29 protein-coding genes are annotated in these 25,098 nt (G+C 70.8%); 8 read left to right on the plus strand and 21 right to left on the minus strand.

The window, feature by feature from the left end; genetic code table 11:
- Positions 1 to 12 precede the first annotated feature (12 nt).
- Complete coding sequence (locus HZF19_RS02470) at positions 13 to 1,311, minus strand: D-arabinono-1,4-lactone oxidase (protein WP_208027156.1); 1,299 nt, start codon at positions 1,309 to 1,311, stop codon at positions 13 to 15.
- 35 nt (positions 1,312 to 1,346) lie between these two features.
- On the opposite strand from HZF19_RS02470, the gene HZF19_RS02475 reads away from it, so the two are divergent.
- Positions 1,347 to 2,102, plus strand: coding sequence for an alpha/beta fold hydrolase (locus HZF19_RS02475; RefSeq protein WP_208027157.1), 756 nt, complete (start codon positions 1,347 to 1,349; stop codon positions 2,100 to 2,102).
- A gap of 36 nt (positions 2,103 to 2,138) precedes the next feature.
- Here the strand turns inward: HZF19_RS02475 and HZF19_RS02480 are convergent, their stop codons facing one another.
- Together HZF19_RS02480 and HZF19_RS02485 are read right to left on the minus strand one after the other, a co-directional pair.
- A complete protein-coding gene (locus HZF19_RS02480) occupies positions 2,139 to 3,107 on the minus strand; it encodes an electron transfer flavoprotein subunit alpha/FixB family protein (RefSeq protein WP_208027158.1) in 969 nt (322 codons plus the stop codon).
- A 14-nt stretch (positions 3,108 to 3,121) separates the two neighbouring features.
- On the minus strand, positions 3,122 to 3,904 hold the full coding sequence (locus HZF19_RS02485; RefSeq protein WP_208027159.1) for an electron transfer flavoprotein subunit beta/FixA family protein: 783 nt from the start codon (positions 3,902 to 3,904) through the stop codon (positions 3,122 to 3,124).
- A gap of 75 nt (positions 3,905 to 3,979) precedes the next feature.
- On the opposite strand from HZF19_RS02485, the gene HZF19_RS02490 reads away from it, so the two are divergent.
- Positions 3,980 to 4,960: a diacylglycerol/lipid kinase family protein gene (locus tag HZF19_RS02490; RefSeq protein ID WP_208027160.1), complete on the plus strand. Its 981-nt coding sequence runs from the start codon at positions 3,980 to 3,982 to the stop codon at positions 4,958 to 4,960.
- Here HZF19_RS02490 and HZF19_RS02495 read toward each other — a convergent pair.
- Positions 4,914 to 5,603 (minus strand): glycerophosphodiester phosphodiesterase, encoded by a 690-nt coding sequence (locus HZF19_RS02495; protein WP_208027161.1) that lies wholly within the window; start codon positions 5,601 to 5,603, stop codon positions 4,914 to 4,916. The two genes, HZF19_RS02490 and HZF19_RS02495, sit on opposite strands and share 47 nt — an antisense overlap.
- A 204-nt stretch (positions 5,604 to 5,807) precedes the next feature.
- Here HZF19_RS02495 and HZF19_RS02500 point away from each other — a divergent pair, with 204 nt between their 5' ends.
- Positions 5,808 to 6,104, plus strand: a complete 297-nt coding sequence (locus HZF19_RS02500) for a WhiB family transcriptional regulator (protein ID WP_208027162.1) — start codon at positions 5,808 to 5,810, stop codon at positions 6,102 to 6,104.
- A gap of 25 nt (positions 6,105 to 6,129) precedes the next feature.
- Here HZF19_RS02500 and HZF19_RS02505 read toward each other — a convergent pair whose 3' ends face one another.
- The 6 genes from HZF19_RS02505 to HZF19_RS02530 form a co-directional block, all read right to left on the minus strand.
- Positions 6,130 to 7,653 (minus strand): sensor histidine kinase, encoded by a 1,524-nt coding sequence (locus HZF19_RS02505; RefSeq protein WP_208027163.1) that lies wholly within the window; start codon positions 7,651 to 7,653, stop codon positions 6,130 to 6,132.
- A 31-nt stretch (positions 7,654 to 7,684) separates the two neighbouring features.
- Positions 7,685 to 7,996, minus strand: a complete 312-nt coding sequence (locus HZF19_RS02510; RefSeq protein WP_208027164.1) for a hypothetical protein — start codon at positions 7,994 to 7,996, stop codon at positions 7,685 to 7,687.
- A 25-nt stretch (positions 7,997 to 8,021) separates the two neighbouring features.
- Positions 8,022 to 9,194 (minus strand): ArsA family ATPase, encoded by a 1,173-nt coding sequence (locus HZF19_RS02515; RefSeq protein WP_208027165.1) that lies wholly within the window; start codon positions 9,192 to 9,194, stop codon positions 8,022 to 8,024.
- A gap of 8 nt (positions 9,195 to 9,202) precedes the next feature.
- Positions 9,203 to 10,159, minus strand: a complete 957-nt coding sequence (locus HZF19_RS02520) for an ArsA family ATPase (RefSeq protein WP_208027166.1) — start codon at positions 10,157 to 10,159, stop codon at positions 9,203 to 9,205.
- A gap of 21 nt (positions 10,160 to 10,180) precedes the next feature.
- On the minus strand, positions 10,181 to 10,429 hold the full coding sequence (locus tag HZF19_RS02525) for a DUF3107 domain-containing protein (protein ID WP_208027167.1): 249 nt from the start codon (positions 10,427 to 10,429) through the stop codon (positions 10,181 to 10,183).
- 137 nt (positions 10,430 to 10,566) lie between these two features.
- Complete coding sequence (locus HZF19_RS02530; protein WP_208027168.1) at positions 10,567 to 11,709, minus strand: Mrp/NBP35 family ATP-binding protein; 1,143 nt, start codon at positions 11,707 to 11,709, stop codon at positions 10,567 to 10,569.
- A gap of 49 nt (positions 11,710 to 11,758) precedes the next feature.
- Here HZF19_RS02530 and HZF19_RS17055 point away from each other — a divergent pair, with 49 nt between their 5' ends.
- Together HZF19_RS17055 and HZF19_RS02540 are read left to right on the plus strand one after the other, a co-directional pair.
- Positions 11,759 to 12,475 carry a helix-turn-helix transcriptional regulator gene (locus HZF19_RS17055; protein WP_208027169.1) on the plus strand — a complete coding sequence of 239 codons (717 nt, stop codon included), beginning with the start codon at positions 11,759 to 11,761 and terminating at the stop codon, positions 12,473 to 12,475.
- A 12-nt stretch (positions 12,476 to 12,487) separates the two neighbouring features.
- Positions 12,488 to 13,606: a cysteine desulfurase family protein gene (locus HZF19_RS02540; RefSeq protein ID WP_208027170.1), complete on the plus strand. Its 1,119-nt coding sequence runs from the start codon at positions 12,488 to 12,490 to the stop codon at positions 13,604 to 13,606.
- Between the two features lie 11 nt (positions 13,607 to 13,617).
- On the opposite strand, the gene HZF19_RS02545 is transcribed toward HZF19_RS02540, so the two are convergent.
- On the minus strand, positions 13,618 to 14,913 hold the full coding sequence (locus HZF19_RS02545) for an FAD-dependent oxidoreductase (protein WP_208027171.1): 1,296 nt from the start codon (positions 14,911 to 14,913) through the stop codon (positions 13,618 to 13,620).
- 75 nt (positions 14,914 to 14,988) lie between these two features.
- On the opposite strand from HZF19_RS02545, the gene HZF19_RS02550 reads away from it, so the two are divergent.
- Positions 14,989 to 15,447, plus strand: coding sequence for a SixA phosphatase family protein (locus tag HZF19_RS02550; protein ID WP_208027172.1), 459 nt, complete (start codon positions 14,989 to 14,991; stop codon positions 15,445 to 15,447).
- Here HZF19_RS02550 and HZF19_RS02555 read toward each other — a convergent pair.
- The 9 genes from HZF19_RS02555 to ccmA are packed head-to-tail and all read right to left on the minus strand — an operon-like array spanning position 15,429 to position 22,082.
- A complete protein-coding gene (locus HZF19_RS02555) occupies positions 15,429 to 16,328 on the minus strand; it encodes a hypothetical protein (RefSeq protein WP_208027173.1) in 900 nt (299 codons plus the stop codon). The genes HZF19_RS02550 and HZF19_RS02555 overlap by 19 nt on opposite strands.
- On the minus strand, positions 16,325 to 16,771 hold the full coding sequence (locus tag HZF19_RS02560; RefSeq protein ID WP_208027174.1) for a cytochrome c-type biogenesis protein: 447 nt from the start codon (positions 16,769 to 16,771) through the stop codon (positions 16,325 to 16,327). The genes HZF19_RS02555 and HZF19_RS02560 overlap by 4 nt, the downstream gene beginning before the upstream one ends.
- Positions 16,772 to 16,806: 35 nt before the next feature.
- Positions 16,807 to 17,388, minus strand: coding sequence for a redoxin family protein (locus tag HZF19_RS02565; protein WP_208027175.1), 582 nt, complete (start codon positions 17,386 to 17,388; stop codon positions 16,807 to 16,809).
- Entirely contained in the window at positions 17,385 to 19,355 is a 1,971-nt protein-coding gene (locus HZF19_RS02570) for a heme lyase CcmF/NrfE family subunit (RefSeq protein WP_208027176.1), read from the minus strand. Before HZF19_RS02570 ends, HZF19_RS02565 begins: the two co-directional genes overlap by 4 nt.
- Positions 19,352 to 19,873 (minus strand): cytochrome c maturation protein CcmE, encoded by a 522-nt coding sequence (locus HZF19_RS02575; RefSeq protein ID WP_208027177.1) that lies wholly within the window; start codon positions 19,871 to 19,873, stop codon positions 19,352 to 19,354. Before HZF19_RS02575 ends, HZF19_RS02570 begins: the two co-directional genes overlap by 4 nt.
- Positions 19,864 to 19,998 carry a hypothetical protein gene (locus HZF19_RS16730; RefSeq protein ID WP_268962713.1) on the minus strand — a complete coding sequence of 45 codons (135 nt, stop codon included), beginning with the start codon at positions 19,996 to 19,998 and terminating at the stop codon, positions 19,864 to 19,866. Before HZF19_RS16730 ends, HZF19_RS02575 begins: the two co-directional genes overlap by 10 nt.
- Positions 19,998 to 20,765, minus strand: a complete 768-nt coding sequence (gene ccsA / locus HZF19_RS02580; protein ID WP_208027178.1) for a cytochrome c biogenesis protein CcsA — start codon at positions 20,763 to 20,765, stop codon at positions 19,998 to 20,000. The genes HZF19_RS16730 and ccsA overlap by 1 nt, the downstream gene beginning before the upstream one ends.
- Positions 20,762 to 21,430: a heme exporter protein CcmB gene (locus HZF19_RS02585; protein ID WP_208027179.1), complete on the minus strand. Its 669-nt coding sequence runs from the start codon at positions 21,428 to 21,430 to the stop codon at positions 20,762 to 20,764. The genes ccsA and HZF19_RS02585 overlap by 4 nt, the downstream gene beginning before the upstream one ends.
- Positions 21,420 to 22,082, minus strand: a complete 663-nt coding sequence (ccmA, locus tag HZF19_RS02590; RefSeq protein WP_208027180.1) for a heme ABC exporter ATP-binding protein CcmA — start codon at positions 22,080 to 22,082, stop codon at positions 21,420 to 21,422. The genes HZF19_RS02585 and ccmA overlap by 11 nt, the downstream gene beginning before the upstream one ends.
- A gap of 119 nt (positions 22,083 to 22,201) precedes the next feature.
- Between ccmA and HZF19_RS02595 the strand changes: the two genes are divergently transcribed.
- Positions 22,202 to 23,155: a class E sortase gene (locus tag HZF19_RS02595; protein ID WP_208027181.1), complete on the plus strand. Its 954-nt coding sequence runs from the start codon at positions 22,202 to 22,204 to the stop codon at positions 23,153 to 23,155.
- Between the two features lie 15 nt (positions 23,156 to 23,170).
- A complete protein-coding gene (locus tag HZF19_RS02600; protein ID WP_208027182.1) occupies positions 23,171 to 23,725 on the plus strand; it encodes a septum formation family protein in 555 nt (184 codons plus the stop codon).
- Between the two features lie 406 nt (positions 23,726 to 24,131).
- Here the strand turns inward: HZF19_RS02600 and HZF19_RS02605 are convergent, their stop codons facing one another.
- A complete protein-coding gene (locus HZF19_RS02605) occupies positions 24,132 to 25,046 on the minus strand; it encodes a queuosine salvage family protein (protein WP_208027183.1) in 915 nt (304 codons plus the stop codon).
- Positions 25,047 to 25,098 lie beyond the last annotated feature (52 nt).

Consider the following 25,098-nt stretch of genomic DNA (forward strand, 5'->3'; position numbering starts at 1 on the left):
AGTTCGGGGGGGTCAACCGCCGACGGGTCCGAGGACCCGCTCGACATACGGGGTGGTGAACACGCCACCGGGGTCCAAGCGGGTGCGAACCTGCTGGAACTGGTCCCATCGCGGGTAGCGGGGCGCGAGCGACGACGCGGTCTGGAAATGCAGCTTGCCCCAGTGGGGGCGGCCGCCGTAGTCGTCCATGATGCGCTCGACGCCCCGGAAGTAGTCGTCGTAGGGAGTCCCGCGATAGACGTGCACCGCGACGTAGGCGCTGTCGCGCCCGTACGCGGTGCTGAGCGGGATGTCGTCGGCGGCGACGAATCGCACCTCGACCGGGAAGCTGATCTGCATACCGAGCTGCCCGACGTGGGCGCGCACGCGTCGGAGCGCATCCACGACCGTCGATCGGGGAATGGCGTACTCCATCTCGTAGAACCGCACCAGGCGCGGGCTGGTGAACACGCGGTAGCTGACGTCCACGTAGTCCGCCGATCCCTTCGACGGCAGCCGTTTCGCCACCTTCGGGATGAGATGGTTCCGCCACGCTCCGATACGGCACATCGCGCCGAACAGCACGTTGTCGTAGAGCACGTCGTCCCGCCATGCCCGCCAGTGCGGTCGCGGTCGCACGGGCTCGTCGGTGCGCTGGTTGCGCTTGGTGAGTGCCCAGCGGGTGTTGGGGATCCAGAAGAACTCGAAGTGATCGTGGCCGTCGACCTCGTCGTCGAGCCGCTCGAGCAGCGCGTCGACGGGCTCCGCTCCCTCGACGGCGTGGAGGTTGAACGCCCGCACGCACTGCAACGTCACCTCCGAGACGAGCCCGACCGCCCCGAGGCCCACGCGGGCCACCTCGAGGATCTCCGGCTCCGTGTCCCGATCGCAGGCGACGACCTCACCGCGGCCGTCGACGAGCCGCATGCCGATGATGGCGCTGGACAGGTTGCGGAACCGGGCACCCGTGCCATGGGTCGCGGTCTGGGTGGCGCCGGCGACCGACTGGTAGGCGATGTCGCCCAGGTTCTCGAGCGCGAGCCCGTGGACCGCCAGCTCCTGGTTGAGGCGCCACAGCGGGATCCCCGCCTGGACGGTGACGGTGCAGCGCTCGGCATCCACCGCTCGTACTGCCGCGTAGTCCCGGAGGTCGACGAGGAGGTCGTCGGTGCACACCAGGGGTGTGAACGAGTGCCCTGCACCCACCACCCGAACCGTCCGCCCCGCGCTCGCGGCGCGGCGCACGATCGACCGGAGCTGGTCCTCATGGTGGGGACGCTCGATCGCCGCCGGCTCGCACGCTTGGTTCCCCGCCCAGTTGCGCCACCTCACCCCTCGATCTTCGCAGACGCGCTAGACCTCTCCGGATGCCGGTGCTCACCTCACCAGACGGGCTACCACTCTTCTACCGGGACGACGGCGACGGTCCAGCAGTGGTGCTGCTGCACGGCCTCACCGCTGATGGCGAGATGAACTGGGAGTGGACCGGGATCGGGCCCGCGTTGCGCGCCGGAGGCTTCCGTACCATCGCGCTCGACCTGCGGGGGCACGGGCGCTCCGCCAAGCCGATCGAGCCGGAGGCCTACCGCGACGAGCGGTTCGTGGACGACGTGCGGGCCCTGCTGGACCATCTCGGGATCGACCGTTGCGGCCTGGTCGGGTACTCGCTGGGCTCCCTCGTGGCGCTGCGCGCCACGCCCGGCGAGCCGCGGGTGGTCGCGGTGGTGCTGGGGGGCATCGGCGAGCGCGACATCCACACCACCGACCACTCCACCGACGGCGAGGCCCTGGCCCGAGCGATGGAGATCGACGACCCTGACGAGATCGAGGATCCCGAGGCTCGCGGCTTCCGGGAGTGGGCCGATGCCACCGGAGCGAACCGAGCCGCGCTGGCGGCCCTCACCCGCGGACGCGGGCGAGACCCGTTCGACCTGGCCGCGCTGGCGGTGCCCGCCCTGGTCATCGCCGGTGCCGACGATCACCTGGCCGGGGACCCCTTCACCCTCGCGCACCGGCTGCCCGCTGGCGAGGGGCGATGCCTCGCCGGGGACCACACCACCGCGCTGGCCGACCCTTCGTTCGGGGGCGAGATCGTGCGCTTCCTCAGCCATCACCTGGGCTGAGGAAGCGCACGGCCGCGACGCGGGCCCGGGGCGCGCTCAGCGGGACTTGAGCGCGTCGATCAGGGCAGGGAGCACCTTGTGCACGTCACCCACGATGCCGAGATCGGCGATCGAGAAGATCGGTGCCTCCTCGTCCTTGTTGATGGCGATGATGTTCTTGGAGCCCTTCATCCCCACCATGTGCTGGGTCGCACCGGAGATGCCGGCCGCGATGTATACGGTCGGCTTGACCACCTTGCCCGTCTGGCCCACCTGATACGAGTAGGGGACCCAGCCGGCGTCGACGATCGCCCGGGACGCCCCGGGAGCGCCACCGAGGAGCTTGGCCAGCTCCTCGATCATGGCGTACTTCTCGGGGTCGCCCAGGCCCCGGCCACCGGACACGACGATGTCCGCTTCGTCCAGCGACGGGCCCTCGCGTTCCTCGACGTGGCGGTTGAGGATGCGAGCCGTGCCGGCGGCACCCGTGTCGGGCACCGCGATCGTCTCCACCGCGGCCGGGCCGCCGCCGGAAGGCTCGGCAGCGAAGGACTTCGGCCGGACCAGCACGAGGTAGGGCTGGCCACCGGTGAACCTCGTCTTCACATTGGTGGTGCCGCCGAAGACCGGCTCGGTGCACACAATCGAATCGCCGTCGAGCTCGAGGTCGACGTTGTTGGTGATCACGGTCTTGTCCAGCTTCGCCGACAGCCGGCCGGCCACGTCGCGACCGTCGTAGCTCGTGCCGAAGAGGATGGCCGCGGGAGCGGCGCCCCCCTCGATGAGCGCGGCGATCGCCGCGGCGACGGGGACACCCTGGAGCGCGCCGCCGAGGTCACCGGTCGTGTAGACCTTCGTCGCGCCGTAGTTGCCGAGCTCGCCGGCGATGGCCTCGGCATCCCCGCCGGCGTAGACGGCCTCCACCGTGCCCGCCAGCTCACGGGCCTTCGTCAGCAGCTCGAGGGTCGTGGGCGAGACCTTGCCATCGGAGGCCTCGGCGAAAACCCAGATCGTGGACAGAGTCATGGTTCGCTGGCCTCCTAGATGACCTTGAGGTTCTCGAGGTACTGGATGATCTTCTCGAAGCCGTCACCTTCGTCGACGTACTTCTCGCCTGCCTCCCTCGCCGGTGCGGCTTCGATCGAGGTGATCTCCTGCCCAGCGCCGGCCCAGCCGACCTGCGAGGCGTCGAGCCCCAGGTCGGCCACCGTCACCTCGTCGACGGGCTTGCTCTTGGCGGCCATGATCCCCTTGAAGGACGGGTAGCGAGGCTCCACCACGCCCGCGGTGACCGACACCACGGCTGGGAGCGGTGCTTCGACCTCGTCGTAGCCCGCATCGGTCTGCCGCTGCACCTTCACCTTGCCGTCTGCGATCTCGATGTGCTTCGCGAAGGTGACCGACGGCAGGTCGAGCAGGCCGGCGATCTGCTCGGGGACGGTCCCCGTGTAGCCGTCGCTGGACTCGGTGGCGGTGAGGATGAGATCGGCGCCCTCCACTCGCTTGATGGCCGCGCTCAGGACCTTGGCCGTGCCCAGGGCGTCGGAGCCCGCGAGGGCGGGATCGCTGATCAGGATCGCCTTGGCCGCCCCCATCGCCAGGGCGGTCCGCAGGCCCGCGGTCTCGCTGTTGGGCGCCATCGACACCAGCGTGACCTCGCCGCCACCCGCCGCGTCGACCAGTTGCAGAGCCATCTCGACCCCGTAGGAGTCGGATTCGTCGAGGATGAGCTTCCCGTCTCGCTTCAGGGTCTTGGTTTCGGGATCCATCTGGCCCGGGTCTGCCGGATCAGGGATCTGCTTGACGCAGACGACAACGTTCATAGGCGACAGTCTGCGTGCCAGCCGCGGAACCGGCCAAATCCGTATGGGGAGGGGTGCTGCTACCGTCAGCACACGGTGAGGGTGCTGCTCATCGTCAACGCCAACGCCTCTTCGGTCACCGCCCGCACCCGTGTCGTCATCCAGAAGGCGCTGTCCGCCGACCATGACGTCACCACCGCCGAGACCAGCCGTAGGGGCCACGCCACCCGGCTCGCGCAGGGCGCGGCGGCGGACGGCGTGGAGCTGGTGGTCGTCCTGGGCGGCGACGGCACGCTGAACGAAGCGGCGAACGGACTCGCCGGCAGCCGCACCGCCCTCGCCGCGCTACCAGGGGGCTCGACCAACGTCTTCGCCCGCACCCTGGGCCTCCCCGACGACCCGGTGGACGCCACCGCGGCGACCATCGACGCCCTGGCCCGACGTTCCATCCGCCGAGTGGGGCTCGGGTCGGTCAACGGCCGCTACTTCCTCTTCCACGTCGGCATGGGCTACGACGCGGCCGTGGTCGCCGAGGTCGAAAAGCGCGAGTTCCTGAAGCGTTGGGCCAGCCACGCCTGGTTCGCCTGGTGCGCGATCGACACCTGGCTCCGCCACTACGACCGCTCCCGACCGCGGTTCGCGGTACACCACGCGGACGGGACGATCATCGACGATGCCTACTTCGCCCTCTGTCTCAACACCAACCCCTACACCTACCTCGGCCGGCGCCCGTTCACGGTCGGTACCGAGGCGACGCTCGACCGCGGCCTCGTGATGCTCACCTTCCGGACCCTCGCGCTCGTGCCCCTGCTCGGGCTGGCGGCCTCGGCACTGGCCACCGGTGAGCACCTACGCCGGAGCCACCACACCGACTACCGCACCGACCTGGCCGAGGTGCGGGTGACCGGCCACGGGCCGTTCCCCTACCAGGTGGACGGCGATTACCTGGGCGAGACCACCGAGCTGCGCTTCACCCACTGTCCCGGGGTGCTCGACCTGGTGGTCCCGGTAGCAACCGGCACGGGCCCGCTCAGCCGGCCTCGAGGATGGCGCGGAGGCGATCCGGCACGTTGGTGATGATCCCGTCGACGCCGAGGGCCACCAGCTCGGCCAGGCGTTCGGGATCGTCGACCGTCCAGACGTTGACGGCCAGTCCCGCCGCGTGCGCCCGCTCGACGAGCTCGGCGGTGACGAAGTGGTCCCACGGGTTGAGCGCCTGATGGCCGCCGGCGGCGGCCGTCGCTACCACCTGGTCGGGGCTGCTGAGGTCGAACGCCAGCAGCCCGGTCGGGAGCTCGGGGGCCAGGTCGCGCACCCGGGCGATCGATGCCGGGTCGAAGGAGGTGATCAGCACACCGTCGAGGACCATGCCCGCGAGCGCCGCCACAACGGCATCGGCCACCCGACGTTCCTCGTCCCAGTCGGGCTCGCCCGGCGCGTTCTTGATCTCGATGTTCACCCCCATGCCGCGGCAGGCCGCGAGGGCCGCGTCGAGCCGGGGGACGTCGTCGGGCAGCTCGGCGGCGAGCAGCTCGACGACGGCCCGGCCGTCGGCCAGATGCGGGTCGTGGTGCACGGCCAGCGCCCCGTCGGCGGTGCGGCGGACGTCGAGCTCCACCCAGTCGGCTCCGAGCCGGCGGGCCTCGGTGAAGGCGGCGATGGTGTTGCCTGGCGGCACGGCCTGGGACGCTCCCCGGTGAGCAACCACGAGGGGACGCATCACGGCGCACCTCGTGACAAAAGCCACACTGGCGAAAAACACCGCGCCAACCCCTTGAAACGGAGTTCTGAACTCTGTAGGTTGCCGATGTCCCAGCCACACGCCGTTTCCCTCACAACGCGGTGGCATGTGAACAGCTTCACGATTGGTGTCTCCAGCACCGCGCAGAGCACCCGTCGCGAAGCCCGATGACGTGGAGGCACCGTGGCCCTCACCGCTTCTCGCTCGCTCGCGTTGTCCGTGGCCTCGGATGACTGGCGCGCGCTGGCAGCCTGTCGGGACACTGATCCCGACCTCTTCTTCCCCGTCGGCACCACCGGGCCTGCCATCGAGCAGATCGAGGCCGCCAAGGCCGTCTGCCTTGAGTGCGAAGCCCGCCAGCCCTGCCTGGAGTTCGCGCTGACCACGAACCAGGACTCCGGCATCTGGGGTGGCACCTCGGAGGAGGAGCGCCGCAAGCTCCGCCGGCAGTGGCTCGCTGCCAAGCGCCGGGCATCCTGAGACCGACCGACCCCCATCTCGAACCTCAACGGCCTCCCTCCCCGGGAGGCCGTTGCGCGTCCGGGGATCCGGTCGACAGCGGAACCTTGATGTCGACCACGGTGCCCGGCCGGCCGACCTGGCCGTCGGCCCGGTAGAGCTCAATCGTCCCGCCCAGCTCGGTGGTCACCAAGGTCCGGACGATCGACAGCCCCAGGCCGGTGCTGGTCTCCAGCGAGAACCCCTCAGGCAGCCCCACCCCGTCGTCGATCACCTGCACCCGCAGCATCGCCCCGTCGTTGGACAGGTCGACGATCACCTTGCCCCCGGCCTCGTCGAGCCCGGGCGGGTAGGCGTGGTCGACCACGTTCTGGAGCGCCTCGGTGAGCACCACGGCGAGCGGTGTGGCCATGGTGGCAGGCAGCTTGCCCGCGTCGCCGTGCACCACGAAGGTCAGGGGATGCTCGGGAGAGACCAGACCCTCCTCGACCATGCGCACCAGCGGCCGCACGATCTCGATGAAGGGCACGTCGTCGCCCCCCTCGTGGGAGAGCGTCTCGTGCACCAGCGCGATCGACCGGATACGCCGGACCGACTCCTCCACCGCGGCCTTCGCCTCCGGCGAGGCGAGCCGCCTGCCCTGCAGCCGCAGCAGGGAGGAGATCGTCTGCAGGTTGTTCTTCACCCGGTGGTGGATCTCCCGGATGGTGGCGTCCTTCGACAGCAGCAGGCGATCGCGCCGGCGCAGCTCCGAGATGTCACGCAGCAGGATCAGCGCCCCGGTGGTCACCCCCTGCTCGATCAGAGGGATGCAACGGAGCAGGACGGTGATCTCGGGACCCCGCTCGATCTCCTCGGTGGCCGGGACCCGCTTGCCGAAGGCGGTGCGGATGGCCATCTCCTGCAGTCCCAGCTCGCCCAGCCGCATCCCTTCGGTGTTGGCGTGGACCCCGATCCGGTGGAGGGCGGACACCGCGTTCGGCGACGCGTACGCCACCCGCATGGTCTGGTCGAGGAGGATCACCCCGTCACCCACCCGCGGGGCTTCCTCCGTGGGCCCCGTCTCGCCGGCGAAGGGGAAATCACCGGCAGCGATCATGCGCGCGAAGCGATTGAAGACCTCCACGTACGTCCGCTCGAGCTCGCCCGGTTGGCGGCCGATGGTCGGCGCCGACTCCCGGGTCACCACGCCCACGGTGCGGCCGTGGTGGCGTACCGGGATGCACAGCTCGCGCACCGGCTCCCGAGACGCTTCGCTGGTCACCTCACCGTCGATGATGGCGTCCAACTCGAAGCAGCGCGACACGAGGGGTCGCTCCGCGGCGCTGAGCGTGCGACCGACCCAGTCGCTGCGGTAGAGGGTCTGGCCGGTGGTGGGCCGGATCTGCCCCAGCACGATCAGCCCCCGCCCTTCGGCACCCGGCACGTGCTCGACCTCCGCGAAGAGCATCAGGTCGGCGAAGCAGAGATCGGCGAGCAGCCCCCAGGACGCGACCAGCCGCTGCAGGTGATCGATGTCGGCGGCGGTGAGCGACGTGTGGAACCGGGCGAGCTCCGCGAGGCTGGCCATAGGCCAGCCAGTCTGCCGCAGGTGGCGGCGATCAGGCGCCGGGATCCGCCGGCTCGGTGCCGGCCCGGGCTGCCTTCACCGCCTCGATCTGGGCTTCGCTGATCTCCCAGCGGAACAGGCAGGTGGGGCAGTGCAGCTGCATCACCCGCTGGACGAGATCCAGCCGGTCGATGTAACCCCACGCTTCACACCGGGGGCAGAGCGTGGGCAACCCCCACTCCAGGTTGCCGGGCGGGAGCGGATCGCGCAGGTCGACGACCGCTTCGTCCGTGAGGGGCGCGGACGACTCGGGTCGGGTCGATCCCGACTTCCCGGTCCGCGGGCGTCGCCGGAACGACGGCATGGACGCATCCTACTCCTCCAGCGACTCAGCGCCAGATGGCCTCACCAAGCCGCGTCAGGCCCACGATGTCGAAGATGTCCTGGTCGAAGTACGGGGCCGACGCCACGATCTCCGGCACCCGACCCAGCTCCTTCCGCTGCTCCGCCTCCCGGCTGGCGACGATCCGGTAGTTGACGAAGCTCTCCCCGATCTCGCGCAGCACCCGCTCCACGTCAGCTGCGTCGCCGAGCCCGTCGGCCAGCTCCGCAGCGATGGGCCCAGCCTTGCGGCACAGGGTCTCGGCCGACGCCATCGCCGCGTCGTCGAGCAGGTATGAGGGAAGCACCTTGTTGAGCACCAACGCGCCGAGGTGCAGCGCGCGGCTGTCGAGGGCCTGGATGAAGAACTCGGCCTCCCGCACCGGCGCCTCCTCCAGGGTGCTGACCACCACGAAGGTGGTGCGCCGATCGGCGAGGGTGCGGGTGACCGCCTCGGCCCGCTCCACGAAGCCGTCGTACATCGTCTGGAAGAGGATGAAGAACTCGGCGATGTCCTCCAGGAACTGCGAGCCCAGGATGCGGTCGGCGATGGTGTAGAAGGGCCGGGATGCCGCATTGATCAGGCGTGAGCGGTACGGGGTGATGAGCCAGCGCAGGAGACGGCTGCTGAAGAAGTCCGCCATCCGCTCGGGAGCTTCGAGGAAGTCGATGGCGTTGCGGGTGGGAGGGGTGTCGATGACGATGAGGTCGTAGCGACCCGAGGAGTGGATCTCGTACAGCCGCTCCATGGCGATGTAGTCGTGGCTCTGCACGAACTTGCCGGTGATGTTCTGGTAGAGGGGGTTGGCCAGGATGGCGTCTCGGGTCTGCGGGTCGGGGGCATGGGTGCGCACCAGCGAGTCCCAGGACTCCTTGGTGTCGAGCATCGCCGCCCACAGCTCGCCCCGGGGGGCCACCCCCGCTTCGGTCAGCAGCTCCTGGGGGACCGGCCTCTCGACGTTGCCGAACCGTTCGAGGCCCAGCGCGTTGGCCAGGCGCTTGGCCGGATCGACCGTGAGGACCAGCACCTTGCCTCCGATGTGGGTCGCGGCCATCGCCCCGAGAGCCGCGGCGGTGGTGGTCTTGCCCACCCCACCCGATCCGCAGGTCACGACGATCTCCCGGGAGGCGAGCAACTGCTCGAGGGTCCCCGCCCGATCGCCGGGAGATCGGCTCGCCATCCGGGCCATCAGTACCCCAGCTCCGCGCCGAGCGCGTCGGCGACGTTGTGGGTGGCCCGCACCCCGTGGGTCCGGGTGAACAGGTACGGCACGTAGTACAAGGGCACGCCCCCGGGCAGCTCGGAGCGCAACCGGGTGATGTGCTCGGCGCGGGTCCGCCGCAGCGTCACCGCCAGCTCGGCCCCGGCGAGCACGGGCTCGACGGGGCCACCCACCGCGGCCTCGAGCGCCGCCACCCGCTCCGGCTCGCGCAGGGCGCGGAAGATCTCCTCCTCACCCCGACCGAACAGCTCCGGCAGCACCTTGTTCATGACGACACCGGCGAGATCGACGGACGTCTCGGTGCGGATCCGCTCGACGAGCTCCAGGGTCTCGGTCACCGGCATCTCCTCGGGAGTGGCCACGACCACCGCCCCGGTGATCGCCGGATCGGCGAGCAGGTCGACCATCCAGCGGGTCTGGTCCCGCACCCGGCCCACCTTGACCAGCTCGTTGATCGCCTGCGGCGCGGCGAGCTGGGCGACGACGTGCCCGGTCGCCGGCGCGTCGACCACGACGAGGTCGTAGTGGCGCTCCCGCACCTCCCAGCACAGCTTGCCGACGGTGAGGATCTCCTTGACCCCTGGGGCGGCGTTGGCCACGAAGTCGAGGCTGCGGGCCAGGGGACCGATGCGGGCGAGCAGCGGCACTTTGAGCTGCAGCCGGAGGTACTCCTTGAGCGCCTCCTCCGTGTTCATGGCCATGGCGTACAGGCCTGGCGCCAGCTCCTGCGGTTCGAAGCGGTTCGGGGAGGCCTCGAAGAAGTCGGCAAGGTTGCCCTTGGCGTCGACCTCGCACACCAGGGTGCGCTTGCCCCGGGTCGAGGCCAGCAACCCGATCGCGGCGGCGATGCTCGTCTTGCCGACACCACCCTTCCCGGTGACGAACAGGAGCCGCCGGTCGAGCAGCTCGACCTCACCCGGCATCGGAGCGCCTGCCGTTTCCGGTCAGGCCGCGCCGAAGCCGATGCGGCTCTTGGTCTCGGCGCTGCTGATCTCGATCCACGCGATGCGCTCCGAGGGCACACCGACCTGCTTGCCGTGCCGGTCGGTGAGCCACAGCACCCGAGCGTGATCGGCGAGCGCGTGGTCGATGTCGGCGCGCACCTGCGCGGGATCGGCGTCCGAAGCCAGTTCGACCTCGATCTCCTTCATCGTGTGTAGGACACCGATGCGAACGTCCACCTGCGTGCTCACCTCCATCCTGCGACGGGCAGCCCGCCACGTCGACCGACGCGGCCATCGTACGGGTCAGCCGGTCGGCGTGCCTATCGTGACCACGACCCGCCTTGCTCGCCACCGAACGGTCGCGCCGCAGGCCCGACCGCCGGGGGTCAGATCAGCTTTAGCTCCGGGTGGGTCCGCCGGGTCGGGGCGAGCTCCACCTCGATCCGCTCGGCGATCGAGGCGAAGGCCTGCGCCGCCTCGCCATCGGGGTCGGAGACCACGACGGGTCGGCCGGCATCGGCTCCCTCGCGCAGCAGGGGCACGAGCGGCACCTGCCCCAGCAGCGGGACCTCCAGTCGCTGCGCGAGCTCCGCACCCCCGCCCGCTCCGAACAGCTCGTACCGGGTGCCGTCGTCGCCCGTGAACCACGACATGTTCTCGATCACGCCCTTCACGTCGAGGTTGACCTTCTCGGCCATGAAGGCCACCCGCTGGGCCACCCGCTGTGCCGCTGGCTGCGGTGTGGTGACCACGTACACCTCCGCCCGGGGGAGGAACTGGGCCAGGGAGATGGCGATGTCACCCGTTCCCGGCGGGAGGTCGATGATGAGGAACTCCGGGTCGTCCCAGTAGACGTCGGTGAGGAACTGCTCGAGCGCCTTGTGGAGCATCGGGCCGCGCCAAATCACCGGCTGGTCCTCCTCCACGAAGAACCCCATCGAGATGCAGCGCACGCCGTAGCGCTCCGGCGGGACCAGCATCTGGTCGATGACCACCGGCGGGCGGTCGACGCCGAGCATACGGGGGATCGAGAAGCCCCAGACATCTGCGTCGACCACGGCCACCGACCGGCCTCGCCCGGCCATGGCCACGGCCAAATTGGTGGTGACCGAGGACTTCCCCACACCGCCTTTGCCCGACGCCACCAGCAGCACCCGGCTGCGGGAGGACGGGTCGGCGAAGGGGATGGCACGGCCCTCGGCATGACCGTGTGCGGGACGGCTCCCGGCCGTCGCGGCGGGATCGCCGTGGAGCCGCTCACGCAACCGCGCCCGCTCCTCATCGGTCATCACCGTGAACTCCAGCTTCACCTCCTCCACGCCGTCGAGATCCGCCAGTGCGGCGCCGACCCGGTTCCGGATCTCGTTTCGCAGCGGGCAGCCCGCGACGGTGAGCGCCACCAGCACCTCCACCCGGTCGCCCTCCACCCGCACGTCGCGCACCATGTCGAGCTCCACGATGCTGCGATGCAACTCCGGGTCCTCGACCGGGCGCAGCGCCTCGATGACCTCGGCTTCGGTGACGGACATGGCTGGCCTCCGCGGGAATTTCCCCTATGGCGGTAGGTAGAATACCGGCGTGGGAACGCCGCCACTCACGGCCACCGACTTCTCGTCCGCGGTCACCGCCATCGCCGCCGCGTTCGGTGATCCCACCCGCCGGGAGATCTATCTCTACGCTCGCTCCAACCCCGGAGGCGTGACCGCGGCGGAGGTGGCCGATCACTTCGACCTGCACCCCAACGTGGCCCGCCACCACCTCGACAAGCTCACCGGTGGCGGTTACCTCGAGGTCGCCGTGGAACGCACCGGTCGCAGCGGTGCCGGGCGGCCCTCCAAGCGGTACCGGGTCACTGCCACTGAGGTCGACCTGGCGATCCCGGTCCGCCACGACGACCTGCTGGTCATGCTCCTCGGCCGGGCGCTGGCGCTCCTCCCACCCGACACCGCTGCGGCCATGGCCGAGGACGTGGGCCTGGAATACGGGCGCCTGATGGCCAGGTCGATGGGCGATGCCGATCACCAACGGTCCTTCCAGGCCGCCATGCACGCCGTCGCCGACGCGCTCACCGCGCACGGCTTCGCGGCCCACGCCGAGAAGCGCAACCACGAGCTGCGGATCGTCTCCGAGCACTGCCCGTTCGGCGACGCCGTCCGGGAGAACCCGGTGATCTGCGCGGTCGACCGGGGTCTGGTGAAGGGCATGCTGGCGGAGCTGTACGGCGACGCCACGGCTGAGCTCGACACGACGATCGCGCTCGGCGACGACGTGTGCGTCACCACCGTCGAGGCTTGACGGAGCGCGGCGGTGGGTCGGCACTACCTCGACCACGCCTCCACCTCACCACTGCGCCCCGAGGCGGCGGCGGCCATGATCGACTGGCTCGGCACCGCGCACGGCGACCCCAGCCGCATCCACGCCGAGGGCCTCGCGTCCCGGGTGGCCATCGAGCAGGCGCGCGAGCACGTGGCCACCATGCTCGGCGCCCGGTCGAGGGAGGTGGTCTTCACCAGCGGCGCCACCGAATCGATCGTCACTGCGATCTGGGGCGCGGCCGAGCGGGGTGGGCACATGGTGGTGCCCGCGGTCGAGCACTCAGCAGTGCGGGAGGCCGCCGCCGTCCACGGGGGGCAGGTCACCGTCGTCGGGGTAGACCGCACCGGCCGGGTGGACCCCGATGCCGTGGCGGCCGCCATCAGGCCAGACACCTCGCTGGTCAACCTGCAGTGGGTGAACCACGAGGTCGGCACGGTGCAACCGGTGCGGGAGGTGGTGCAGGCCTGCCGTGAGCGGGGGGTGCTGGTCCACATCGATGCGGCGCAGGCCGCAGGTCGGCTCCCCCTGGCGTTCGGCGAGCTCGGTGCCGATCTGGTGTCGGTCAGCGCGCACAAGTTCGGGGGACCCCCGGGGATCGGGGCGCTCCTGATCCGCCGGGGCCTACGGCTCCGGCGACTGCTGGTCGGCGGGGACCAGGAGCGAGCCCGGCGGGCGGGCTTCGAGAACGTCCCCGCCATCGTGGGTTTCGGTGCCACCTGCGCCCGCCTGACACCGGCACGCCTGGAGGAAGAAGCGTCGATCGCCCGGCGCCACACCGACCGGGTGCTCGCCGCGGTCGCCGAGCTCGACGGGGTGCACGTCTACGGCGACCCCGACCAGCGGGCTCCGCACCTCGTGTGCCTCGGCATCGACGGGATCGAGCCCCAGGCCGTCCTGCTCGGCCTGGACCGTGCGGGGATCGCCGCCCATTCCGGGAGCGCATGCTCGTCGGAGGCCCTCGAGCCCTCACCGGTGCTCGAAGCGATGGGGGTCGACGCCCATCGCTCGCTGCGGATCTCGGTGGGCTGGGACACCACCAACGGCGACATCGAAGCCCTACTCGGTGCGCTACCGGAGGTGATCACCTCGTTGCGGGCGCTGCGGGCCTGATCCCTGATCCGTCACTTGATGCCGTGGGTCGCCGAGAAGTCCGACCAGTCGCTCCAGGGGAAGTCGTCGCGATCCCAGCGGGAACGCAGCGCCGCCGCAGGAGCGGCGAGCTCGGCGATCGCCCTCGATGGTCCATGGTGAGCGGGACCGAGCGCGTCGGCGATCCGCTCCGCCGCCACATCCCCGAGGATCATCGAGTAGCCCAGGTGTGACGGCCACAGCGCCAGGAACGCCTCCAGCCCGAACGTCTCGAGCTTCGCCGGCACGGGGGTGGCGACCTGGGCCGCCGCCGACCCGGCGAGTGACGGGTGCTGCACCCGCCGCCCGGTGTAGGCCGCCCACTGCAGCTCACCGGCTCGGTGTTCGAACATTGGCGCCATCGCGAACAGGCGCTCGACCGTGCCCGCCACCACCGGCGACGGCACGGCCGGCTCGAAGCGGGTGTCGTCGGGTCCGAGCAGGGTCTGGTCGTCGTCGATCGGCGCGGAGATCAACCACGAGACCCCGCCGCCGTGGAGCGGCTGGGCCGCGATGCACAGCCCGCCGAACCAACCCGAGACCAGTGGCAGGTCGTCGCCACGGGCGCACACCACCGTCGCTCGCCGCACCGCCTGGGAGGTGCGAGCGGTCTCCAGCCGATCACGCCGGCTGGAGGTGTCACGGAACCGCTTGCCGAGCATGCCGAGCAGCGCCGCGTTCCCGACGCCGGCAGCCAGCACGACGTAGCGAGGGGCGATGGTCACCATGTCCTCGCCGACCTCGACCTGGACGTGATCGATCGCCGCGTCGCCGGCGAGCACGAACCGCACGATCGAACCGTGGAGGCACGAGGGCTCGAGACCGTCGCGGAGCCTGGCGAGCACCTCGCCCGGGTTGAGCACCACGTCGTCGCCGAGGGCGTACACGGGATCGCCCTCCAGGCTGCCGCCGGCGAACGGCTCGGGCAGGCCGTCGAGTCGGGTGTGCTGCAGGGTTGCGTCGACCCACAGGCGCGGTCGGCTCAAGGCCTCCGAGGCGGGCACGGCGAAGTGGGCCGGCGCGTAGCCGGCGGGCACGCCGTTGGACTCCGCCCACAGCCGCCAGTACCCCGCGGCCCGGCGCGCGGGTTGCATCCGCGCCGCGTCGTTGCCCTCGTAGCCCGCCGAGACGTAGCCGACAGCGTCGAGGGTCTCCGAGGTGACGGCCGGGTCCGACAGCACGCACACGGAGTAGCTCCGCTGCAACGAACGGGCCACGTACAGACCCTGGATGCCCGCACCGACGACGAGGACATCGACAGAGAGGTCACCGTCGGGCCCAGCGCTCATGACGACGACATCGTAGTGGTGACCCGCCACCAGCTCGTGAACGTCGTACACCCACCCGAGCGCTATCGTGCCGCCGTGCCCGCGTACCTCGTCCGCCACGCGCACGCCGGATCACGCTGCTCGTGGCACGGCGATGACCTGCAGCGGCCTCTCTCCGCCACGGGACGCGCCCAGACCGAGCACCTCACCGAACTGCTCCGGCGGCAGCGGACCGGGCCGATCGTATCGAGCCCGGCACGGCGATGCGTGGAGACCGTCGAGCCCCTGGCCGCGCTGACCGGCACCGAGGTGCATCGCTGCACCGCGCTCCTCGAAGGGGCCGAGCCCGATGAGGCGGTGTCGCTTCTGCTGGAGCTGGCCCCACTCGACGGGGTGCTGTGCAGCCACGGTGACCTGATCCCGAAGATGCTGAGCCGCCTCGTCGCCCGGGGCATGCGAGCCGGTGGCCCCCTCATCAGCCAGAAGGGCTCGATGTGGGTGATCGACGTCGACGGTGGCCGACCGGTGGCAGGCCGCTACGAGCCGCCAGGCTGAGCGGCCGCGAGCCGGGTGCGCAGCGACTGCACCAGCTGAGTCATCTGCGGGGGCAGCTTGCTGGGGTCGACGACCTCCAGATCGGCGAGCGCCTCGGCGGCACGGCCATCGCGTTCCAGGAGGATCGCCCGGAAGATGCGGGCGTCGGGATAGCGGGGATCGGTCGCGATCGCCCGGTCGAGCCAGGACCGAGCCGATGCGTCGAGCTCCGTCGCGGGCGCGGTGCCCGCCGCCTGGAGCGCCAGGTTGTGCAGCAGCCAGCCCCGGTAGGTCATCGCCTCGACGTTCGAGGGTTGCAGCTCCAGCGTCCGGTCGTAGGCATCGATCGCCGCCTTGTAGGACTCCACCGCGGCGGCGGTGTCACCCGCCTGGAGCGAGGCCTGTGCCTCCGCCACGTGCTGGTTCGCCCGGGCCAGCTCGTCGATGCTGCTCTGGCGCACGTCGCCGGTGAGCTGGTCACCGGGGCCGCGCTCACCCGAGCTGGCCATCACCGCCCAGCCGGCCCCGACCGCGAACAGCACGACCACCGCGACGAGAGCGACCGCTCGCAGCGGCGAGCGCCGGGGACGAGCCGCGCCCAGCGCAGCCATGTGCTCGTCGATCGCCCGGATCGCTGCCGCCGCCCGTGCCGTGTAGTCGTCTCGCAACGCCACGTAGTCCTGATCATCGACGTCGCCCGCCGCGTGCTCGCGCTCCAGGTCGTCGAGTGAGCGGAGCAGGAACTCGCGCTCTTCCTCCAGCGCGGCCAGCAGGTCCGGGTCCAGCCGGACGACCGCTCTCTCGCTCGCCTCGGCTGACGCCGACCGGTCGCCATCCGGGCCTGATCGGGCGAGCGCGGCGCGTCGTGCCCGGGTCCCACGGAGGGGGCTCGTGGTGCTCACGGCTGCTCCTCCGGTCCCGCGCGAGCTGAGAGCGCCTGCTCGACCAGCTTCCGATCGTCTTCGGACACCTGCGGAGGACTCGACGAGCGCCATCGGCGAAACACCACCACCAGGCCGGCCCCGGCGAGCACCACCGCGACCACCGGTATGGCCCACACGAGACCGGAAACGCCGCGGCCGCTCGGGGTGAGCAGGATCTCGTCGCCCCACTGGGTCACGTACGCGGCCCGGATCTCCCCGGGCGACTGCCCCTGCTCGAGCCGGGCGGCGATGTCCCGGCGGATCTCCTTGGAGATGGGGGCGTTCGAGTCGGCAACGGATTCCCCCCGGCAGGTGGGGCATTTCACGGTCTTGGCGATCGCGGTCACCCGGTCCTGGAGCGTGTCCGGCTCCCGGGTGCGGGTCGCGCCCACCGCGAGCGCCACCACGAGCACCGAGGCCATGGCCAGCCAGGGCAACCAGGATCGGCCCGAGGGGCTCAACCTCCACCGTCCCCACTCACGGAACCGGCAGATGCGCCCAAGCCCATGACCGAATCGAGCTGGTCGGCGGTCACGCCGAGGAACTTGGCCACCACGATCCCGTCGGGGCTCACCACGTAGGACTCCGGGACGCCGGTGACCCCGAACGCCAGCGCGGTGGGGCCGGTGTCGCCCACCACCACCGGCCAGTCACCACCCCGCTCGGCGAAGAACCGCCGGATCACCGCCGGGTCGTCCTGGAATGCGACGCTCACCACCTGCACCCGGCCGTCGACCCGATGGCGATCGGTGAACTCGACCAACTCGGGATGCTCGACCTGGCACGGCACGCACCAGGTGGCGAAGAAGTTCACGACCACCCACCGGCCTCGGTACTGGTCGATGTCGAAGGTCTCACCGCTGAGCGTGGTGCCGCTCACCCGGGGCACGGGCTTGCCGACCAGCGCGCTCGACACCCCGCGGGCGTCCGCACTCGGGCGAGTGGCGAGCACCACGACGAAGGCGATGAGCGCCACGCCGACGGTGAGCGCGACCCACCGGGCCGTATGCCGGCGGCTCGCCAGCAGCGGCTCGGTCACGACACCTCCACGAGCTCGCGCCGGGGCGCGACGGGCACCGGCGCGGACACCGGATCAATGGGGTTGCGGCGACGGCCGGGGAACGCCGCCAGGATCGTCCCCAGGGCCATGAGGCCACCGCCGATCCAGAGCCAGATGACGAGGGGCTGGATCGTCACCCGGATCGTGGCCGGCGCACCCTCTTCCTCGGGGAGAGCGAGCAGGGTGAGGGCGACGTCGTCGACCAGGGTGCTCCGAACGGAGGGGGTACCGATCACCTGGCTGCCGAAGGCGAAGCGGTTCAGGGCGGGGGCCCAGGGACCGGTGCCGTCGATCCTGATCAGGGCCTGGGTGACCGTCTTGGCCGACTCGTGCTTCACGTTGCGCCCCACGTAGGTCAACGTGTGGCCCGCGAAGGTGGCCGACTCCCCCTCGGCGAGCGTGAACTCGGCTTGGCGGACGTAGCTCTGGCTGGCCGCGAACGCCACCGCGATCACGATCACGCCGAGATGCACCACCATCCCGCCGTTGGCTCGGCCAATCAGCCCTCGCCAACCCTGCCGGCGGGTAGCGATGACGAGTTGCCGCAGCGCGGATCCGGCGGCGAAGCCGGCAAGGCCGAAGGCCACCAGGGTCACCAGCCCGGACGCACCGAGCAGGACCGCCGTCACGACGGTGCCGGTGCCGATCCAAGCCGGCCACAGCAGGCGGTGACGGAGCAGCTCACCGCTGGCCTTGCGCCACGGCAGCACCGGCGCCACTCCCATCAGAAACAGCAACGTCAGCCCCAGTGGCATGGTCATCCGGTTGAAGTAGGGCGAGCCGACCGACATCCGGCTGTCGTTCAGGGCCTCCACGAGGAGCGGGAACACCGTCCCGAGCAGCACCACGAAGGCGAAGGCGGCGAACAGCACGTTGTTGGCCAGGAACGCACCTTCACGCGACAGCGGGGAGTCGATGCGTCCCGGGGCCCGCAGGCGGTCACCACGCCAGGCGATCAAGCCGATGGTGACCACGACGATGAGGGTGAAGAAGGCGAGGATGGCCGGGCCCACCGAGCCCGCGGTGAACGCATGGACCGAGTCGAGCACGCCTGAGCGGGTGATGAACGTCCCGAGGATGGTGAGCGCGAACGTGGCGCACAGCAACGAGAGGTTCCACACCCGCAACATGCCGCGCCGCTCCTGGACCATCACCGAGTGCAGGTAGGCGGTGCCCGTGAGCCACGGGAGGAACGAGGCGTTCTCCACCGGGTCCCACGCCCAGTAGCCACCCCACCCGAGCACCTCGTAACTCCACCAGGCGCCGAGGACGATCCCGACGGTGAGGAACCCCCAGGCGAACAGTGTCCACCGCCGGGTGGCGAGCAACCAGCCCTCCCCCACCCGCCCGGTCACCAGCGCGGCGACGGCGAACGCGAACGGCACGGTGAAGCCGACGTAGCCGAGGTACAGCATCGGCGGGTGGAAGGCCATCAGCGGGTGGTTCTGCAGCAAGGGGTTGGGGCCCGGGCCGTCGTAGCCGGGTGGCGGGTCGAACGAGCGGAAGGGATTGGCCGGCCCGAGCAGCATGAAGAAGAAGAAGATGCAGACCGCGAAAAGGGTGAGCATCGCCCAGCCGACCAGGGGGTCGGTCAGCCGCTTGCGGAACTTCACCGCCACCAGGGTGGTGTAACCGGCGAGCACGGCCGCCCAGAGAATGATCGACCCTTCGAGCGCAGCCCACAGGGTCGCCACGTTGAACAGCGCCGGGGTCCGGGTGCTCCCGTTGTCCGCGACGTACTGCACGGTGAAGTCCCGGGTGATGAGCGCCCGCTCCATCGCACCCACGGCGAGTAGAGCACCGATCAGGACGAACACCGCGTAGGGAGCCGCCATCCACAGCAGGTCACGCCGGCGACGGACCAGGCCCACGGCGAGGGTGGCCACGGCCAGCACCGACGCGCTGAATCCGAGCATCACCCCGGCGATGCCGATGGCCCGGTTCATGGAGCAGCGGTCGCCGTCGTCGAGCGCGGCGGCTCCTGGCCACCCTCTTCGGCGGCGGTGATCCGATCGCGGTGGTTCTCCTCGTAGGTCTCGTCGTGCTTCACGAGCATCCGATCGCTGGAGAAGAACTGGCCCGTCGGGTCCCAACGACCCTCGAGAACCACCGGCATGCCCGGGCGGAAGAGCTGCGGCGGATCACCGCGGTGCGACACGGGTACCTCCACCCCGTTGAAGGTCACCACGAAATCCACACCGTCGCCGGTGTCGACGACGGTGCCCGACTCGACCGTGCCCTGCATGCGGAAGCGGTCGGTCCCGAGCTCGCTCTTCTTCGCCACCGCCTCGTCCGCGTTGTAGAAGAACAGCGACGCGTCGGACAAGGCCTTGCTGGCCACGAAGGCCAGACCGCCGAGCACCGCGAGGACCACCAGGAACGCCCACCACCGCCGGGCGCGCGGCGGTGCCGCCTCCCGCGGCCTGAGGTCGAGGTCGGGTGCGGTGCGGGGCGTCACATCCATCGGCGATCCTCGGGGGGCAAGCGGCGGCTCAGCGCGCGACCACGCACGATGATCAGCGCCGCGTAGCAGACCAACGCCGCGATGCTCACGGACCAACCCAGCAACACGTAACCCCACTGGCTCATCAGCCGGCCTCCGCTCGACGCGCCGCCAACGCGTCCTCCAAGCCACGAGCCTCCAGCCGGTCCTGCAGCCAGGCCAGCCGGAACCGGTGCAACAGCAGCCAGACCATGAGAACGATGCTGGTCGCGATGCCGAAGACGAGGGTGAACAGCTGCAGTCCCTCGATGGTGGGGTCCGGCCGGAAGAGGGTCGGACCCTGGTGAAGCGACCGCCACCACTCGACCGAGCGGTTGACCAACAGCACGTTGGGCAGCAGGAGGAGACCCACGATGGCCGACCGTCTGGCTCGTGCACCCTGATCGAGGGTGGTACGGCGGACCGCGAGGTAACCGAGGAGCAGCAGGAACAACATCGCGGTGGAGGTGAGCCGCGGATCCCACTCCCACCACGTGCCCCAGGTCGTCGCCCCCCAGACGGAACCGGTGAACAAGGTGAGCGCCGTGAACAGCGTGGCGATCTCGGCCGAGGAGCTGGCGACCAGGTCCCACCAGTGCGAGCGCTTCCAGAGCACCATCACCGAGCCGACGGTGGTGAGGAGGATGGACAGGTAGGCCGCGATCACCACCGGCACGTGGAGATAGAGCAACCGCACGGTGTCGCCGAGCTCCACGTCGCCCTCGGTGGCCACGAAAGCCAGCACCACCAGGAGCGCCACCGCGGCCAGCGCGATCGCGCCCAGCACCCGGCTCCCTGCGGAGCCGGTGCCCTCCGGACCCTCGCCGTCCCGTCCCGGCACCGGGGCGGTGGTGTCTGCGACCTGGACCGTCACGATTCCTCCAGGAGCGAGCCGAATCCGAAGATCCCGGCCGCCAGGTACACGAGCGAGAACACGGCGAGCAGGCCGACCCACCGCCACCCCTCACCCGGGGTGCCGTCGAGCGCAGCCTCGAACGCCCTGGTCGATGCGATGAGCACCGGCGCCAACACGGGAAGCAGCAGGAGCGGGAGCAGGGTCTCACGCACCCGCACGCCGACCGCGAGGACGCCGTAGAGCGTACCGGCGGCCGCGATGCCAGCGGTCGCGACCAGGATGGTCACGACCAGCAGGGGCCACCCTCCAAGCGGGGTGCCGTAGAAGACGGCGACCCCAGCGAGCAGCAGCGCCTCGAGCACCACCAGCTCCAAGCCCACCGCCGCCACCTTCCCCAGGTAGATGCCGCCAGGGTCCAGCCCCGAGAGCCGCAAGCCGTCGACGACCCGATCGGACGCCTCGACTGCGAACGCCCGCTGCACCGCCAGCAGACCGGTGAAGAGCACGGTCACCCAGTACAGGCCTGGCGTCGCCTGGTGGAGGATCCCCCGGTCGGGGTCGAGCGCGAAGCCGAACAGCACGAGCACCACCAACGCGAAGGGCACGATCTGGTTGAGCGCGACACGAGAGCGGGCCTCGATCCGGAGGTCCTTGGCCGCGACCAGCACCGCGTCACGGAACACGAGCCACCTCCGGCTCGCCCTGCACCGTCCCCCCGGCGATCGTGACCTGACGACCGGCGAGGGCCGCCGCCCGGTCGTGCTCGTGCGAGGCCACCACGATCGTCGCCCCGGCACGGGCCGCGTCACGAACGAGACCGTCGACCAGGTCGCGGGCCTCGTGGTCCAGCCCGGCGTGGGGCTCGTCCAGCAGCCACAGCTCCGGGCGGCGGGCCACCAGCACCGCCAGCGACGTGCGCCGGCGCTGACCGGCAGAGAGTCTGGACACCGCCACGTCGCGCAAGCGGCCGTCGAGCCCCAGAGCGGCCATCGCCGCGTCGGCGTCGGCCGGGGCGGCGCGCGCCGCCCGGGCCCAGAACCGGACGTTGTCGGCGACCGTCAGCTCGTCGTAGAGGCCGGTGGCGTGACCGAGCAACCCCACCCGCCGTCGCACGGCCCGGCGATCGGCCCGCAGGTCGTGGCCCAGCACGACGGCCTCCCCCGACACGATGGGTAGCAGCCCGGCGCAGGCCCGTAACAGGCTGGTCTTGCCAGCACCGTTCGGGCCGTTCAGGAGGACGACTTCGCCGCGACGGACGTCGAGATCGACACCGGCGAGCGCGGGGAAGCGGCCGAGCAGGGCGACCGCGGCACGGAGGTGGACGACGGTCTCCATGACGATCCATTCGAGGGTACCGGTGGCGAGGGGCGCCGACCAAGGTGACCGCGGTGGCCGGCGGTGTGGCCGGGGCCCCTCGCGGCGAGCGCCGGGATGCCGTTGGTTAGGGTGCGCAGGTGCGTCTGGCGCGGATCGTGGGCTTCACCGGGCGGATGATGATCCGAGCCGGCGTGCTGATCCTGCTGTTCGTCGCGTTCCAGCTCTGGGGCACCGGCGTGCACACCGCTCGCGCCCAGAGTGATCTGGAGAAGCGCTTCCGGGCCCAGCAGGCGGAGCTCGGCCCGCTGCCCGCGCCCGCCACCGCCGACACCACGGGGGCTCACAGCCCGACGTCCACGACCCCGCCTGCCACTGCGTCGCCGGACTTCCCGGCGCCCGCACCGGGCGAGCCGATCGGGTCCATCTCCATCCCCGCCATCGGAGCGGACTTCTTCATCGTGGAGGGCGTCGACCTGCGCTGGCTCCAGGACGGTCCGGGCCACTTCCCGCAGACGCCGCTGCCCGGCCAGCCCGGCAACGCGGCGCTGGCCGGTCACCGCACCACCTTCAAGGCGCCCTTCAACCGGCTCGATGAGCTCCGACCGGGCGACCTGATCTTCGTGGAGACCCTGCAAGGCAAGTTCACCTACGAGGTGATGGCACAACCCTCAGCGGAGGGCGAGCCGCCCAAGGCCCACTACATCGTCGGTCCCCGCCAGACCGAGATCCTCGACGACAAGGGCGACAACCGGCTGACCCTCATGGCCTGCCATCCGAAGTACAGCGCCGCCCAGCGCATCGTCGTGGAGGCCAAGCTGGTGTCGAACCCGGCTCCGCCGACCCCGCTGCCGCCAGCCGAGGACCTGTCCGAGCTGCCGGCCGACGACCTCGCCGGCGGGAACGCCGCGGCCCGGGTGCCGGCCGCTCTGTGGTCGCTCCTGGCCATCGGGATCTGGTTTTCGGCCTGGCTCGCCGGGCGGTGGAGGCGGGCGTGGAAGTGGCCGGCCTACGCGGTGTGCCTCCCGCTGTTCGCGTTCGCCCTGTTCGAGGCCTTCGGTCACATCAACCATCTCTTGCCCGCCGCCTACTGACGAGACCGCCCGACGATGACCGCGCGCCGATGCTCCGCCGTGCTGGTTCGAGTGTGCCTGCTGGTCGCAGCGCTGGGCATGGTCGGGTGCTCAGGCGGCAGCAGCAACGAGGTGGTCACCACGACCACCACCGAGGCGGCACCGACCACCACGACGACCGAGGCTCCTCTCGACGCCGGCCAGCAGATCTTCGTGTACGTGCCGCAGGTGGGTGACTGCTTCGATCGCCGCAAGATCGAGCGGTCGGCGTCGACCAGCGGGCAGACCGACATCGTGTTGAAGCTGGACTGCTCGCTCCCCCACCGCAACGAGGTGTACGCCGTGCTCGACTATCCAGCGAGCGACGACACGTTCCCGGGCGAGAAAGCCCTCGAGACCTTCGCCAAACAGGAGTGTCCCCGGCGGTTCGAAGGGTACGTCGGCAAGCAGTACGAGCTCTCGGATCTCGAGATCGGCTACCAGCTCCCCGACTCGACCAACTGGCGGCGCGGCACCCAGAAGATCGGGTGCTACGTGTACGACCTCAACGGCAACCGGCTGGTCGGCACCGTGCAAGGCTCCGCCAGGTAGACCGGCGAGCGGCCACCGATCCCCGAGAGCAACCGGGCCGGGCACCACGACGAGCACGAGCAGGACAAGCCCGATCCCGACGCGTCCGCCGAACGCCTCGGCATCACCCGATCCGCGGGCCCGAGCCAGAGCCACGACCACTCGGAGGGCTCCGAGCCCCAGGCGCAAGCGCGGTCGCCGGGACACCCGCCTGGGCAGACCCTCACCATCGAAACCCGCGCCTCGGCGCATGGCGGTCAGGCCGGCCGCGCAGGCGGCGCTCGGGCCGGTGATCCTCGCCGGCCGGATCGCCGAGCGCGTCGTCCAGGTGGTCGAGGACCGGCTGTACCCGCAGCTCTCCCACCGCTAGCCCCGGCCAAGACCGTCGCCCCACGGGCTCAGCGCGACCGACCCTGGCAGCCCGCCGTCAGTAGTAGGGGCTGCGAGCCCGGTGGCGAGGTACGGCCTTGTAGCGGCGGTCCTGGCCCATCTGCCACAGCAGGTGATCCAGCTCCCAGGCAGGCAGTCGGGGGCCCCGGGCCTGCACCCTCGCCACCAGTCGCTCCGCCGCTTCCACCGCCACCGCACGGATCTCGACCTCCGCCTCGCTGCCGGCCCGGATCAGCTCACCCGCCTCGATCGAGCGCACCAGGTCCGGATCGAACACCAGGACCCCTTCGAGCCGCAGCACGTGCGGCACCAGGTTGTCCGCGAAGATCGTCAACCGGTCGAGATCGGCGAACGAGCCCCACCCCTCCCCGTCGAAGGCCCGGGCCAGGTCTGCCGCGACGATCTGGGCCCGCTTGAGGAACGGCACCTCCCGCCCCCGATACGTGGCGACATCCCGGAACAGGGGCATGGCCAGCAGCATCTCGACCATCCTCTCGGCGCTTCCGCCAGCGGCCTCGACGAGCGAGGTGTACGAGCCGTCGTACTCGGTCACCAGCAACGCGCCCAGGTCGCCGAGTGCCCTCGAGAACAAGGTCATGAGCGCGTCGACGGGCGGGGCGAACGGTTGGCCGAACACCGACGCGCAGTCCCTCGGTGTCAGGGCCTGCAACTCCCGGGCGGTGAACGGGCCCGCCGCCCGGAAGCGCTCGTGCAGGCGGGTCATGATCGTGACCGACCCGGAACGACCCGGCACCTTGACCAGATGGGGGTGCCAGCCAGAGCCGAAGTTGACCGCGTCGAAGGTGAGCACGAAGGCGACCGTGGCCCCGGCATCACCCATCCGCAACGAGGACCCGTCACCGGCGGCCCCCTCCGCGGACGACGCCAGCCGCTCGGCGAAGCGGTCGAGGGCCGCGTCGTCGATGGACACGAGACGGGCCTTCGCGGCCACGGACGCGCACCCCTCGCGCACCCGTTCCAGCCATCCCGGCTCCGACGTCACC

Source organism: Rhabdothermincola sediminis, assembly GCF_014805525.1.
GTDB lineage: Bacteria > Actinomycetota > Acidimicrobiia > Acidimicrobiales > Acidimicrobilacustridaceae > Rhabdothermincola > Rhabdothermincola sediminis.